This window comes from Pantoea sp. JGM49 (genome assembly GCF_018257655.1).
In the GTDB taxonomy this organism is placed as follows: domain Bacteria; phylum Pseudomonadota; class Gammaproteobacteria; order Enterobacterales; family Enterobacteriaceae; genus Pantoea; species Pantoea communis.
Genome location: NZ_JAERJM010000005.1, coordinates 222,863 through 236,995, shown reverse-complemented (window position 1 = coordinate 236,995; position 14,133 = coordinate 222,863). Strand labels below are relative to the sequence as shown.

Here is a 14,133-nt window from a genome sequence, read left to right as displayed (position 1 = left end):
CGTACGCTTAGATGGCGACGAGCGTACAAACGATCAGGAACATAGACTCAACCAGGGGCGCATCAATGCCCCCCTGCGTTGTCGCATCGCCATACATGGCGACCGCTTACTCCAGCTCTCTCAGACGCAGTTCTGAAGGCTGCGGGCGGCCAAAGAAATAGCCCTGGAACAGGGTACAACCCTCTTCACGCAGCTTGGCGAATTGCTCGCTGCTCTCCACCCCTTCGGCGGTGATCTGAATATCCAGACTGCGGCTCATGCCGGTGATCGCCCGGATAATCGCCAGCGCTTCGCGGCTGTCTCCCATATCGTTGATAAACGACTTGTCGATTTTGATCTTGTCGAACGGGAAGGATCGCAGATAGCTCAGCGATGAATAGCCGGTACCGAAATCATCCAGTGCAATCTGCACACCAATCGCTTTCAGGCTTTGCAGGGTGCGGATGTTACCCAGCGTGTCATCCAGCAGCACCGATTCCGTGATCTCCACCTCGAGGCGGTGCGGAGCCAGCCCGGATTCGCGCAACGCGCCTTCCACCACCGACACCAGCGAGCTGTTCTTAAACTGCAGCGGCGACAGGTTAACCGACACCGACTGCTCGGTGCCCCAACTCTGTGCCTCGCGGCAGGCTTCATACAGCGCATAAGCGCCCAGCATATGGATAAGCCCGGTCTCTTCGGCAATCGGGATAAAATCATTCGGCATGATCAAGCCCTTAACCGGATGGTGCCAGCGCATCAGCGCTTCATAACCAATGATTTCGTCCTCATTGGTGATCGGCTGATAGTAGAGTTTCAGCTGACGCCCGGTGATGGCCTCACGCAGATCGTTTTCAATCACGCGGCGACTGCGCGCCACATCATCCATTTCCATGGTGAAGTGTTCATAGCGGTTACGTCCGTTGCGTTTGGCTTCGTACAACGCCATATCCGCACAGCGCAGCATGTGCTCCGGCGTGTTGGTGACCTGTGACGTCAACGCAATGCCCACGCTCAGCCCAACGGAAAGATTGTGCCCTTCAACGTTGATCGGCGGACGGATCGCTTCGATAAGGCGTTGAGCCACCACCGCCGCTTCCTGCGCGTTATTGATATTCGGCAGCACGATAGCAAACTCATCGCCGCCAATACGTGCCAGCGTGTCGTGATCGCGCAGCACACTGCGCAAGCGTTTTGCCACCACGCGCAGCAGATCGTCTCCAATCTGATGGCCCAGCGCATCGTTAACGTTCTTGAAGTTATCAAGATCGAGGCACAGCGTGGCGCTCAACGCATGGTGATGATTATCCTGACGCAGCGCTTCACTCAGCTTCTGCCGGAACAGAATACGGTTTGGCAGGCTGGTAAGGTTATCGTGGTGCGCCATATGGTGAATACGCGCATCGGCTTCACGCTGATCGGTAACGTCCTCAACAATCAGCATCACGTAGTTCTGACGCATATCTTTGCCACTGATGGTGGTGGCGCGGGTTTGCAGAATACGATCACCGCCTGCGGTCAGCAGTAGCTGCTCGCGTGAATGGATGCCTTCGCTGCGCAGCGCGATATCCGCCAGGCTGTTGAAATAGTCGCTCAGCTCCGCCGACATACACTCGTGCGGACGCTTGTGCATAATCAAAGATTTACTGACGCCAAACAGCTGCTCGGCTTTGTCATTAACCATCAAAATTTCGCGGCTGATGGCGTCTTCCACAATCACGCACGAAGGGATATTGCTGATAATGGTATCGAGGAAACCCGACAGCTCAGACATCTTAGCGCTCTGCGCCTGCGCCAGATCCCGCGCGCGCAACAGTTGCTGTTCATTCTCACGACGCTCGGTGACATCACGCGTGATTTTGGCGAAGCCGATCATCTTGCCATCTTCATTGTGGATAGCATCGATCACCACATGCGCCCAGAACGCCGAGCCATCTTTACGATAGCGCCAGCCTTCATCTTCGAAGCGACCGGTTTTCAGCGCGATACCCAGGTTGGCTTCCGGCGTGTTGGCTATGCGCTCCTGAGAACCGTAAAACACTGAAAAATGCTGGCCGACAATCTCATCGGAAAGATAGCCTTTGGCACGCTGTGCCCCGGCGTTCCAGTTCACTACACGGCCCTGCAGATCCAGCATGTAGATAGCGTAATCAGTCACACCTTCCACCAGCAGTCGGAAGGTTTTCTCGTATTCCTGCTGTTTGCGTTGCAGTTCGCGCTGCTCGGTGCAGTCACGGGTGATTTTGGCGTAGCCAATCAGCTTGCCCGCATCATCACGAATCGCATCAATGATCACATGTGCCCAGAACGCGCTGCCATCTTTGCGATAGCGCCAGCCTTCATCCTCAAAGCGCCCGGTTTTGAAAGCGGTGCTGAGGTTTTTCTCAGGGATATGATTTTTGCGGTCCTGCGCACTGTAGAAGCGTGAGAAGTTCTGACCAACAATCTCTTCGGCCACGTAACCTTTGGCACGCTGCGCGCCGGCATTCCAGTTTTCGACGTTACCGTCGAGATCAAGCATGTAGATGGCGTAGTCCGTTACGCCTTCAACTAATAAACGGAAACGTTGCTCCTGTTCCTGCTGCTTGCGCTGCTGTTCTTGCTGAACCGTGCAGTCGCGGGTGATTTTGGCAAAGCCCAGCAGTTCGCCGAAGTCGTCGCGAATCGCATCTATCACCACATGTGCCCAGAAGGCGCTGCCATCTTTACGATAACGCCAGCCTTCGGTTTCGAAGCGCCCCACCGCTGTCGCTATTGAAAGCCCGCGCTGTGGTGCACCATTTTTACGATCTTCTTCGCTATAGAACAGCGCAAAGTTTTTGCCGACGATTTCGTCCGGCGTATAACCTTTGGCGCGTTGCGCTCCTGCATTCCAGTTGGCGACGGTGCCATCGGGTTTGAGCATGTAAATGGCATAATCCACCACGCTCTGCACCAGCAGCCGGTACATGACGTCAGAGTTATTATTCATTGTTGTTCGCCTATTGCTGGCCTGGTATTAATTGCTTCTTAAGAAAAATCCTAATTACCGTGGAGACTTAAACGCAAAAGCGCAGCGCTGACAAGCGTTAATCGTCCACAGACAAAAGTTGGTAGTCAGGTTATCGGCAATGGCGAAAAAACATTCAGAGGGATACTCAATATATTCTGCTACGTTGACGCTGCTCCTGGGGAAAACGCGGACTATCCAGATGGCATTGCAGGGGGAGATGCGCTTGCCAGCATAATGGCGCGCGTGTCGCTAAAATCGGGCACTCTGCCGCCGCAATAAAGGCCGGGATCACGCGCTGGGCAGCGGTTTTCTCAATTAACCATAGCTGATCGTCAAGCGGCGGATGGACGTTCCACGGCAGCCAGCGTGCCTGCTGCTCGGCCAGCAGCCGCGCAGCGCGTGTGCCGGGCGCAACGTGACTGCTGAAAATCAGCTTAAAGCCTGGTTGAGCACTGAGCTGCGCGGCTAAGCCGCTGTCGGCCACCGCATCGGCCGCCACAATGACATCTGCAGGCCGCCATTGTTCCGGCTGCGGCTGTTTCAACAAGCGCACCAATCCCAGCGCCGTGGTGGCGGGCAGTTTGTCCATCGCCAGCAGTTGCGCGACCTCACTGCGAATTTGCGGGCAGAGCTGAACCGCCAGCCCCCGTGCGGTGAGCTGTAAAGCCACTTCCGGACCGCGTCCGTGTTCCGGCACGGCAATCACCGCGCCGTGGGTGGCGGCCATCCCCAGTGCATCCATCTGATCGCACAAACGCTGCGTGCGATCGCCGTAGGACGCATCAGTGATCAACAGCTTAGCCTGCGGCGGGCAGTCAAACGGCAACAGCAGCGCTTCGCGGCTCCAGTCGCCCATATAGGTGATGCCACCGGCAATCGGCAGATGGAACCATACCGAACCCGGTGAATGGCCGCTGCGGCCGGTAAACAGATTTAACGGGCCAATGGCCGTTTGCCCGCGTAGCGGTAACAAACGTCGCGCATACATCGGCACCGCGACGTTAGCCAACTGCAACCAGGTTTGCTCGGTGGCGTACACCGGCGGTGAGCCGATTTGCGCCCAGCAGTCGAGCGAGGCGGCGTGATCAGTGTGCGAGTGGGTCAAACACAACGCATCAACCCGGCCAATGGCGCGGATATCCGGGCGCACGCCGGGTTGCGGACCGGCGCCGAGATCCCACAGCAGGCGATAGCCTTCCATCTCAACCAAAAAGGCCGCGGGCAGCTTGCCGCCCACACCGCTGATAACCGTTAAGCTTGCCATGGTAAAACCCCTTGCGGCAGGCGCCGCGCCAGCCGCGTTGCCAATCCCATCAGCAAACACACGACCAGAATCATCAGGCAGCCTACCGCGGCCGCCAGCGAGGCGGAGCCCCCTTCGTCGAGGAACACGATGGTGGGTCCGATGGTTTGGGTTTGCGAGGTGACCAGCAATACCGAAACCTGGATTTCATTCAGTGCGGTGAGGAACACCAGCACCGTGCCCGCCAGCGCAGAAGGCGCAGCCAGCGGCAGTAAAATATCGCGCATGCGGCGCATAAAGCTGGCACCGCACAAGCGTGCCGCCTCATCCAGCGCTGGTTCCAGTTGCGCGAAGCCTGCCAGGGTCGGGCGCAGCACCAGCGCAAGGAAGTTCGCCAGATACGCGGCGAGGATGATCCACACCGTGCCATACAGCGACACATTGATTATCGGCAGCGGCCGCAGGAAGAACAGCATCGCGGCGACACCGGTAACAATGCCCGGCAAGGCATAGGTGAGTTCACTGGCCAGCCACAGGCCGCGCAACAGTTTGGTCCGTCGCCAGCTGAGGAAATACGCCAGGAACAGCGCGGTGGACGTCAAAATCATCGCCGCCAGCGTGGTTAGCCCGAGGCTGGTCATAAAGGCGTGGCGCACCGCTGGGTAGCCCCATAGCGCGCTGCGGAAGTTCTCCAGGGTCAGCGTTTGCCAGGTGAGTGCCTGACCATATCCGCTGGTGAGTGCAGTGATCAGCAGCGCACTGACCGGCAGCAGCAGCGTCAGCACCATCCACAGCCAGGCGGTACCTTCAATCGCCATGCGCCCGCGCCCTAGCGTTTGCTGCCACAGGCGCGGCGCACCGTTGACGCGCACATCATGACGCCCACCGAGCCAGGCGCTGGCCGCCATACCCGCCAGCGTGATCACGGCAATCAGCAGCGCGTAAACGGCGGTATTGGGTAAGGCGCTCGGACCAATGCCGTTGAGCTGCTGATAGACCAGCGTGATCAGTGTCGGCACGCGGGCGGGAATACCCAGCATCGCCTGAATACCGAAGTTACCGGCAGCGGCGACAAAGGTCAGCGCGGCCCCGGCAAAGATCGCCGGACGCGCCAGCGGCAGAATGATGGTGAACAGCACGCGCATCCTGGACGCGCCGCTAATCTGTGCCGCTTCGACTAAATCGGCCGGTAAGCGACGTAAACCCGCGCGCACGGTGAGAAACACCAGTGGCGCGTTGTGTGTACCGAGCAGCAGCACGATGCCGCTCAGCGAATAGAGCGGCTGTTCGCCGGGCGCAAACCACGGCAAGCCGAGCGAACCAAACAGCAGCGCTAACGGGCTGGACGGTGCCAGCGCCTGCAGCCACGCCAGCGCCGTGACCTGCGGCGGAATCATCAGCGGCAGGATAAAGGCAAACACCCAGGCGGTTTTGGCGCGCAAATCGCTCAGCGCCACCAGCCAGGCGGCGGCGGCGCCGAGCAGCACCGAAATCAGGGTCGAGCTAAAGGCGATGAGCAACGTATTGCCACTGGCAATCAGCACGCGGTCGCTGGCTACCAAGCGCGTTAACCGAGCCATGTCCGGCACGCCCTGAGGAGCAATCGCCGTCCACACCAGTCGCAGCAGCGGCGCGACAGACAGCAAACCAATCAGCAGCACCATCAGCGCCAGGATCAGCTTTTCGCTGTTGAGACGCCAGCGTTGGCCGCCACGCGTCGCGTTACGCCATTCGTTGCTCACCACGCTCATGCTTAGCCGCCAAACATTGCGGTGAACTGATCGCGCACCGTGGCATCTTCCTTGATGGCTTTCGCCACGTCAGGGGTCAGCAGTTTGATTTTATTAATGGGCGTAAAGCCGGCCGGTGCAGAAACACGATCGTCCACCGGACGGTTACCCTGCTCGACCACCAGCTTCTGGCCTTGCTCAGACAGCATAAAGTTTACGAAGGCTTTAGCGGCGGGCAGGTTGTGCACCGACTTCATGATCGCTACCGGCTCCGTCACGTAAGAGACGCCCTCTTTCGGGTACACCAGATCGACTGGCGAGCCTTTTTTCTTCGCCAGAATCACGTCAGCATCAGTGATGATGCCGTACTTATCCAGTCCGCTGGCCACCGCTTTCAGCGCCGGGCCATTGCCGCCCTGCGGAGCCACACCAATCGCTGCCAGCTTCTTGTAGAAGTTCCATCCGATGGTTGGCGTGTTGATATCGGTGTGCAGCTTGTACAGCGCCGCACCAGAGTAGAGCGGGCTTGGCATGGCGATCTGACCTTTATTGGCCTCTACCGCTAGCGCGTTCCAGCTGTCAATCGGCTGTGCGTGCTGGGTGTTATAAGCAATCACCGTGGCGATGATTTTGGTGCCAAAGAAGCTTTTGTCTTTGTCGTAGAACGACGGATTGATGTGGCTCAGTGGCGCATCTTTGTAGCTGTAGAGCTGGTTCTGATTCTTCAACGCGCCAAGGTTGATGGCATCGGCAATCAGCAGCACATCTGGCTTAGCGCCACCGCTCATCATCTCGGTCTGCAATACGTTCATCAGCTGTGTGGTGCCGTTACGCGTCCACTCCACTTCGACTTTCGGGTACGCGGCTTTGAACGCGTCCACGGTTTGCTGCGCGATTTCCGGTGCCTGTGAGGTGTAAATCACCAGCTTGCCGGACGGGGCATCATCGGCGTGGCTGGTGGCGGCAAACACTAATCCACTGGCTAACATCAAAGCGTTAAAAGACGTGCGCATAGCAATTTCCCTAAGGTTTGAACGTTATGAAGGAAGAATCCAACCGTCGCGCAGCGCCACACCAAGGGTCGCGTCAACAACGGGTAAAGCGGCATCGGCCAGCTGCAGCGTGATGCTGTGGTCTGGTGCCTCGATGGGTGCAACATCAATTTGGTAATGGCTGCCGCGATAGATCACCCGCTGCACGCGTGCCGCAAACTGCGGTTCACCCGGTTCAGCGAGACGGAAATCCACCGCATGAAAACTGGCTTTGCCATGGGGCATCGGGCGTTGTTCGGCCGCACAGCGCAAGGTGACGCGCAGACCGCACAACGTGGCGAGCGCTTTGCCCTCGCCGGTAGGTTCGATATCGCTGACCGGCAGCACTTTGCCGTCATCGATAAATCCCGCCACCATTGCATTCGCCGGTTCACGCCACAGGGTTTGCGGCGTGGCGAACTGCATCACGCGGCCGCTGTCCATCACGACAATGCGGTCGGCCAGCGCCATCGCTTCGTGCTGATCGTGGGTGATGTAGAGCAAGGTGGCGTGGCTGTGGCGATGGAAGCGTCGAAACTCCTCTTCCATGGTAGCGCGCAGGTGCACATCTAGGTTGGCCAATGGCTCATCGAGCAGCACCAGCGTCGGTTTAGCGACCAGACAGCGGGCTAACGCCACACGCTGACGCTGTCCACCGGAAAGATCGGAAGGACGGCGCGAGGCAAAGTTTTCTAATCCCACCAGTTCCAGCGCCTGCTGCGTGCGGCTGTCACGCTCATGGCGCGCCACGCCGTTGACTTTCAGGCTGTAGGCGACGTTTTCCGCCACCGTCATATGTGGCCACAGCGCATAGCTCTGGAACACCACGCCGAGCTGGCGATCTTCCGGCGGCAGGTGCACGCCCGGCGCAGCAAAGCAGCGCTCACCGACGTGGATTTCACCGGCATCAGCGGTTTCAAAGCCCGCCAGCAGACGTAATAAGGTGGTTTTGCCGCAGCCCGAAGGACCCAGAACGGCGATGAACTCTCCCTGCGCAATCTGCAGCGAGATATCCTGAAGTACCGGCTGGGCAGCAAAGGCTTTGCTTAACCCGCGAAGTATGATCGTTGCCATGTTTCTGGCCTTTATCTGACAGTCCGGCTAAGACCCTACGACAATCAGATGACGATCCCGTGACATCGATTTGACGTTTCCGTGCTCAAACAAAACGGGAGGCCCTAAAGCCTCCCTGCTACTTATTCGACGCTTTCAACCTGCAAATGCATGCCGATGTAGCGCTCATAGCGTGATGGCTTCACGCGTGACAGGTCCACCAGCACCAGCCCGTCGATACAGTTGTTGAAATCAGGATCGCTGCCGAAATCGATAAACTGCACTCCGCCCGGTTCACACACTTCCGAGTACTGCTTGTAGAGCGTGGGAATCGCGGTGCCGAGATTTGCCAGCAGATGCTTCAGACGACGCAAGTCTTCCGCATAGTTATCACCGGTAAACTGCGCCAGCACCTCCGGCAGCGAGGCCGGATAAGGACGGCGCGATTTTGCCAGCGGCAATTCAGTCGGGAAGTACATGCGGTAGAACGCCACCAGCAGATCGCGCGCCGCCAGCGGCATACCGCCGGAGATCGACACCGGACCGAACAGGTAACGGGTCTCCGGGTATTTGGCGATATAGGCACCAATGCCCATCCACAGATAATCCAGGCCGCGTTTGCCCCAGTAGGCGGGCTGGATAAAGCTGCGACCCAGCTCCAGGCCCTGATTGATGATCGGCAACATGCGCTCGTCGTAGTGGAACAGGCTGTCGCTGTAGATGCCTTCCAGACCACGACGCTCCAGCTGCTCGGCACCCGGAATAAAGCGATAAGCGCCCACAATCTCCAGCGCATCGTCATCCCACAGAATCAGGTGATAGTAATCGTCATCGTATTTATCGAGGTCACGGCGGCGACCGCTGCCCTCGCCCACCGCGCGGAAGGCGATTTCACGCAGGCGTCCGAGTTCACGCAGCAGCGGCACCCAGGTCGCGCCGTTACGACGCCACAGGTAAATCTGTTTGCCATCCGGCAGCGAGCCGAGACGCTCACTCTCCATCAGCGCTTTTTTCAGTTCGGCACGATCTTCCGGGCGCGCAATCGCCGCTTCAGTCTGGAACAGACCACGACGGCCCTGACCAATGCGATATAAGTGCTTGCGCAGCCGTTTCGCCAGCTCTTTGCCCGGCGTGTGGCCATCGTGCCAGTTGGCAAACGGGATCTGCTCGCCAATGTGCAGCTTGATGCGCGATCCACGCTGGCGGAACATCTCGCGCACCAGCATCAGCAGCGCCAGCGGTGAGGCGATTTTGGCGGCGGCATAGAACGCAAGGCTATTACGTCCGACGACGTGTGCCGGAACAATCGGCGCACGAGCACGGGCGGCCAGGCGCAGGAAGCTGTGATGCCAGCGGTTATCGCGCACACCACGGCTCGAAAGGCGCGACACTTCACCCGCCGGGAAGATAATCAGTGCGCCCTGATTGTCGAGATGCTGCTGCATGCGCGTCAGCTGTTCGCGACTGGTGCGGTTGCCCATGTTATCCACCGGCAACATCAGATTGTTGATCGGCTCCAGCATCATCAGCATGCGGTTTGCCACGATTTTCACATCACGACGCACCTGAGACACGGCCGCCAGCAGCGCCAGTCCGTCCAGCGCACCGAGCGGATGGTTGGCGACAATCACCACCGGACCGCTGGTCGGGATCTGCTCCAAATCGCGTTCACTTAATTCACAGCGCACATCCAGGTGCTCCAGCACTTGCTCGACCATATCCACCCCTTTCAGGTGGCGATAACGGTCAGCAAAAGATTGGAATTCATGTTCGCGAACCGCCCATTTCAACAGGCTTTTTTGCCAGTTCGCGGGGTGATGGCCTGGCCAGTAAGTATCGAGAAGCTGATCAACAGAAAACATCATTCACCTTTTGTGCGCAGAGGTTTATGGCACCGAAGTTAAACAGGCTTGTTTTCAGATTTATGACCAGTGAGAAAGCGAAACGGAAATAACGGGGGGAAACGCAGGGCGTTAGTCAGTAATGGCACCGCTAGCGAACCGTATAGAGGATTGTCGAGCCAGCGAGCGGCAGAAGCCGCCCCTGAAAAGACAACCACTTATCGATGGTGTGGCACCGCCCGATTCATCGTGCGTGAGCGGTTAAAGTTTTAACGGCGGCAATTGTGAGAACACGCTCAACAAGCCTTTGCTCCACAACTGACGAATCTGCGAAAAGTAAGGGTGCTGTTCGGTAATATGATGCTGTTCGTTATCTTTGAAGCTGTCGGTGTGATACACCATCACATCCAGCGGCAGGCCCACCGAAATATTACTCGCCAGCGTCGAGTCCATGGAAATCAGCGCACACTGCATCGCCTGGCTGAGCGGGGTCTCATAACGCAATACGCGATCAATAATCGGCTTGCCGTACTTGCTTTCACCAATCTGGAAATAAGGCGTATCCACGCTGGCTTCAATGAAGTTGCCCTGCGGATAGATCTGGAACAGGCGCGGCTCTTCACCACGAATCTGCCCCCCTAATAGCAGCGTGCCACCAAACTCTTCGCCATCACGTTTGATCACTTCACGCAGGGTTTCCCCCACCAGCAGCGCAATGTCATACAGCGAGCGCCCATTCAGCAGATTGGGCTGGTCGCTGTCGTGGTTATTACGCCGTAGCAAACTCATCACGCTTTGCGTGGTCGCCAGATTACCGGCGCTTTGCAGCACCAGCGTGCGTTCATCATCCACCTGAAACACATGTAATTTACGGAACGTGGAAATATGATCGACGCCCGCGTTGGTGCGTGAATCCGATACAAAAATCATCCCTGACGATAAACGCATTGCCACACAATAAGTCATAGTCACGCCTGCAAAAAAATATCACTGCTGCGCATGCACCTGCTGCACCGCGGCCATCGCCAGCATATCCTCACCGCCGCCACCCAGCCGCATACCGCGCACCGGACAAGCATCGAGATAATCCACACCCACCGCCAGACGTAAATGCTGGCGCGTACTGCGCGTATTGTTGGTGATATCAAAGCTGTGCCAACTGCCATCCAGCCAGGCTTCAACCCAGGCGTGAGTAGCAACGTGTTCTACATTGTCCGTATAAAGATAGCCGCTGACATAGCGCGCCGGGATCCCGAGACTGCGACAACAAGCCAGAAACACATGGCTGTGATCCTGGCAAACGCCGCTGCCCGCCGCAAATACTTTCGCTGCGGTATCACTCACCTGGGTGCTGCCTGGCTGGTACGGCATTTTTAACAGCAGCTCATCCATCAGTTTTTCCAGGCTGGCGAGCGGTTTTTCCGCGTGCCAGTAGCGCTGTGCGAAATCGCGTATCGCCGCATCGGGCAAGGTTAATGGCGTGGCGCGCAGAAACACCAATGGCGAAAGGATCGATTCAGGGTCGGGGGAATACTCCCCTTCATCCAGAATTTCCACCACCCCGCGCGCGGCAATCTCCAGTTGCTGATGTGGCGTATCCAGCGTCAGCACATGCAACACGTTGCCGTAAGCATCCAGGGTGCGCGTGGCTTCGCACGGTAAATCGAGATCCCATGACAGAATCTGCTGGTGCACCGAGTTTTGCGGCGTCAGGCGCAGATACTGGGTGCTGAGTTTGACCTGATGCTCATAGGCATACCAGGTTTTGTGCTCGATGTTCAGTCTCATTTCGCCTCCAGGTAGGTCTGATTGATGCTTTCTGCCAGCGCATTGGTCTGCGTGAGAAAGTGATTAAGCCAGCTGTACAACCCGTCACGCGTCAAACTCTCCCAGGTGCTGAAGCGCATTTCGGCTAACAGCACCGTCACCAGATAGCGTGGACGATCCTCACCGCTGCTGCCGATCTGTTCCAGCTGGTTGGCGATCTCCTCAATGCAGGAGTGCAGCGAACGCGGGCTTTCGTTACGCAGGATCAGCATCTCATTCACCAGATCCGGCATCAGCTGCTGCTTAAAGATCGCGTTATAGGCTTCACGCGCCGACACCGCACGCAGCAAGGTATCGAGGCAGTAGTATTCCCGCACCGAATCGGGGTTTTGCTCCAGCAGTTGCTGGTTGACGCTCAACAAACGCGCGGTGCCGTCGCTGCGCTCCATCAGCGTGCCGATGCGGATAAAGCACATCGCATCGCCGCGCAGCAAGGTGCCGAACATCGCGCCACGAAACAGGTGGGAGCGCTCTTTAACCCAGTCGAAAAAGCTGTCGGCGTTGGCGCTGGTGATGCCGCGTCGCCGCATGTTACGCATCTCAATCCACGTTGAGTTGATGCTCTCCCACACCTCGGACGACAAACTGCCGCGCACCGCGTGCGCATTGTTCCACGCCTCCTGCCAGCAGCTAAAAATACTGCTAGGGTTGCGATCGTCGAGGGCGAAAAAGTTAAACAGCTGCGGCATGGTGAAACGCCCGTTCAGGGTTTCAAACAGCTGGCGCGTGCCGGTGAGATTGAGCGGCAACAACAGCTCATCGGTTTGGCTGTTACGCACCGGCATCAGCGAAAGCCGGTTGGTGACATCCAGCACCCGGGCAAGTTGTTCTGCGCGCTCCAGATAGCGCGCCATCCAATAGAGGCCACTGGCCGTGCGGCTTAGCATGATGCGTCATCCTCCAGAACCCAGGTGTCCTTGGTGCCACCGCCCTGCGATGAGTTCACCACCAGCGAACCTTCGGTCAGCGCCACGCGGGTTAAGCCACCCGGCACTAAACGAATATCCGCACCGCATAAGGCAAAGGGACGCAAATCGATATGACGCGGCGCCAGGCCGTTGTCGATAAACGTCGGGCAGGTGGAGAGCGAGAGCGTGTCCTGCGCGATATAGTTTTCCGGGCGTGCTTTCAAACGATCGCGAAAATCACTCAGCTCCTGCTGGCTGGCCACCGGGCCAATCAACATGCCGTAACCGCCGGCGCCGTGTACCTCTTTCACCACCATTTTGCTGAGATTGGCGAGGACGTAAGTCAGATCCTGCGGCTTGCGGCACTGCCAGGTCGGCACGTTGTTGAGGATCGGATCTTCATCCAGATAGAAGCGGATCATATCCGGCACATAAGGGTAGATCGATTTGTCATCGGCCACGCCAGTGCCAATGGCATTGGCCAACACCACGTTACCGGAGCGATACACCGACAGTAGGCCCGGCACGCCGAGCATCGAATCGGGACGGAACGCCAGCGGATCGAGGAACGCATCATCAATACGGCGATAGATCACATCGACTTTGCACGGCCCGGCGGTGGTGCGCATCATCACCGCACCGTCTTTGACAAACAGATCGGCACTTTCCACCAGCTCAACGCCCATCTGCTGCGCAAGGAAACTGTGTTCGAAGTAGGCGCTGTTGAAGCGGCCCGGCGTCAGCACCACTACCACCGGATCGTTGACCGGTGAGCTTTCGCGCAGGGTTTGCAGCAGGTGTGAAGGATAGCGTTCTACCGGCGCAATATGCTGCTCGACGAACAGTTCCGGGTAGAGGCGCATCATCATCTTGCGGTTCTCCAGCATGTAGGAGACACCAGAAGGCGTGCGCAGATTGTCCTCCAGTACGTAGTACTCGCCGTCGTTGTTGCGCACCATATCGACACCGGTGATGTGCGCATAGATGTTGCGGTGCAGATCGACACCTTGCATGCAGGGCTGATATTGATCGTTTACCAGCACCTGCTCGGCAGGCACGATCCCCGCCTTGAGGATGTGTTGTTGATGGTAGATATCATGCAGGAAGGCATTCAGGGCTTGCACGCGCTGGCGGATGCCGCGATCGAGCATCGCCCACTCACTGGCCGGAATAATACGCGGCACGCTATCGAACGGGATGAGCCGCTCCGCGCCGCCGTCTTCACCATAGACGTTGAAGGTGATGCCCACGCGATGAAACAGCAGTTCCGCTTCTTCGCGTTTCCGCGCCACAGCCTCTTTGTCCGCCTGTTGTAACCACTCCCAGTAATGCTGATAGTGCGCACGGTGTTCGCCGTTGCTCAATAACATCTCATCATAGAAGTGTGACGCTATCTGGTAGCTTTCTTTCATGATTTACCCGGCGCTTGTCAGAGGACCTGGATCCTCTCCTGCACAAAGTGTGCCAGAGGCTCACGCCCCAAACGGCACACGCACCCCGATAGTGGAGCAGCGCCGAATAACACTCAG

The 14,133-nt window shown here is 57.8% G+C and carries 10 protein-coding genes; all 10 read right to left on the bottom strand.

The genetic code is table 11. The annotated features are described in order from the left end of the window. Positions 1-106: 106 nt before the first annotated feature. The 10 genes from JK231_RS11390 to JK231_RS11345 all read right to left on the bottom strand — a co-directional run bounded on the left by JK231_RS11390 (position 107) and on the right by JK231_RS11345 (position 14,016). Positions 107-2,950, bottom strand: coding sequence for a bifunctional diguanylate cyclase/phosphodiesterase (locus JK231_RS11390; RefSeq protein ID WP_211728570.1), 2,844 nt, complete (start codon positions 2,948-2,950; stop codon positions 107-109). Between the two features lie 166 nt (positions 2,951-3,116). Further along, complete coding sequence (locus JK231_RS11385) at positions 3,117-4,235, bottom strand: MBL fold metallo-hydrolase (protein WP_211728569.1); 1,119 nt, start codon at positions 4,233-4,235, stop codon at positions 3,117-3,119. Further along, positions 4,223-5,965, bottom strand: coding sequence for an iron ABC transporter permease (locus JK231_RS11380; RefSeq protein WP_211728568.1), 1,743 nt, complete (start codon positions 5,963-5,965; stop codon positions 4,223-4,225). The genes JK231_RS11385 and JK231_RS11380 overlap by 13 nt, the downstream gene beginning before the upstream one ends. Positions 5,966-5,967: 2 nt before the next feature. Beyond that, positions 5,968-6,957: an ABC transporter substrate-binding protein gene (locus JK231_RS11375; RefSeq protein ID WP_097118115.1), complete on the bottom strand. Its 990-nt coding sequence runs from the start codon at positions 6,955-6,957 to the stop codon at positions 5,968-5,970. A gap of 24 nt (positions 6,958-6,981) precedes the next feature. Next, positions 6,982-8,049, bottom strand: coding sequence for an ABC transporter ATP-binding protein (locus tag JK231_RS11370; RefSeq protein ID WP_211728567.1), 1,068 nt, complete (start codon positions 8,047-8,049; stop codon positions 6,982-6,984). Positions 8,050-8,171: 122 nt separating this feature from the next. Beyond that, positions 8,172-9,890: a GNAT family N-acyltransferase gene (locus tag JK231_RS11365; RefSeq protein ID WP_097118117.1), complete on the bottom strand. Its 1,719-nt coding sequence runs from the start codon at positions 9,888-9,890 to the stop codon at positions 8,172-8,174. Positions 9,891-10,130: 240 nt separating this feature from the next. Continuing rightward, entirely contained in the window at positions 10,131-10,835 is a 705-nt protein-coding gene (locus tag JK231_RS11360; RefSeq protein WP_211728566.1) for a proteasome-type protease, read from the bottom strand. Positions 10,836-10,856: 21 nt separating this feature from the next. Continuing rightward, a complete protein-coding gene (locus JK231_RS11355; RefSeq protein ID WP_034828459.1) occupies positions 10,857-11,657 on the bottom strand; it encodes a transglutaminase family protein in 801 nt (266 codons plus the stop codon). Further along, positions 11,654-12,583: an alpha-E domain-containing protein gene (locus JK231_RS11350; RefSeq protein WP_211728565.1), complete on the bottom strand. Its 930-nt coding sequence runs from the start codon at positions 12,581-12,583 to the stop codon at positions 11,654-11,656. Before JK231_RS11350 ends, JK231_RS11355 begins: the two co-directional genes overlap by 4 nt. Then, the gene (locus JK231_RS11345; protein ID WP_097118120.1) at positions 12,577-14,016 is read right to left on the bottom strand and encodes a circularly permuted type 2 ATP-grasp protein; all 1,440 of its coding nucleotides are present in this window, start codon (positions 14,014-14,016) and stop codon (positions 12,577-12,579) included. Before JK231_RS11345 ends, JK231_RS11350 begins: the two co-directional genes overlap by 7 nt. Positions 14,017-14,133 lie beyond the last annotated feature (117 nt).

Coding starts and splice junctions, on each gene's coding strand:
- JK231_RS11370 (WP_211728567.1), bottom strand. CDS start 8,049: ATGGCAACGATCATACTTCGCGGGTTAAGCAAAGCCTTTGCTGCCCAG.
- JK231_RS11355 (WP_034828459.1), bottom strand. CDS start 11,657: ATGAGACTGAACATCGAGCACAAAACCTGGTATGCCTATGAGCATCAG.
- JK231_RS11375 (WP_097118115.1), bottom strand. CDS start 6,957: ATGCGCACGTCTTTTAACGCTTTGATGTTAGCCAGTGGATTAGTGTTT.
- JK231_RS11365 (WP_097118117.1), bottom strand. CDS start 9,890: ATGTTTTCTGTTGATCAGCTTCTCGATACTTACTGGCCAGGCCATCAC.
- JK231_RS11385 (WP_211728569.1), bottom strand. CDS start 4,235: ATGGCAAGCTTAACGGTTATCAGCGGTGTGGGCGGCAAGCTGCCCGCG.
- JK231_RS11380 (WP_211728568.1), bottom strand. CDS start 5,965: ATGAGCGTGGTGAGCAACGAATGGCGTAACGCGACGCGTGGCGGCCAA.
- JK231_RS11360 (WP_211728566.1), bottom strand. CDS start 10,835: ATGACTTATTGTGTGGCAATGCGTTTATCGTCAGGGATGATTTTTGTA.
- JK231_RS11390 (WP_211728570.1), bottom strand. CDS start 2,950: ATGAATAATAACTCTGACGTCATGTACCGGCTGCTGGTGCAGAGCGTG.
- JK231_RS11350 (WP_211728565.1), bottom strand. CDS start 12,583: ATGCTAAGCCGCACGGCCAGTGGCCTCTATTGGATGGCGCGCTATCTG.
- JK231_RS11345 (WP_097118120.1), bottom strand. CDS start 14,016: ATGAAAGAAAGCTACCAGATAGCGTCACACTTCTATGATGAGATGTTA.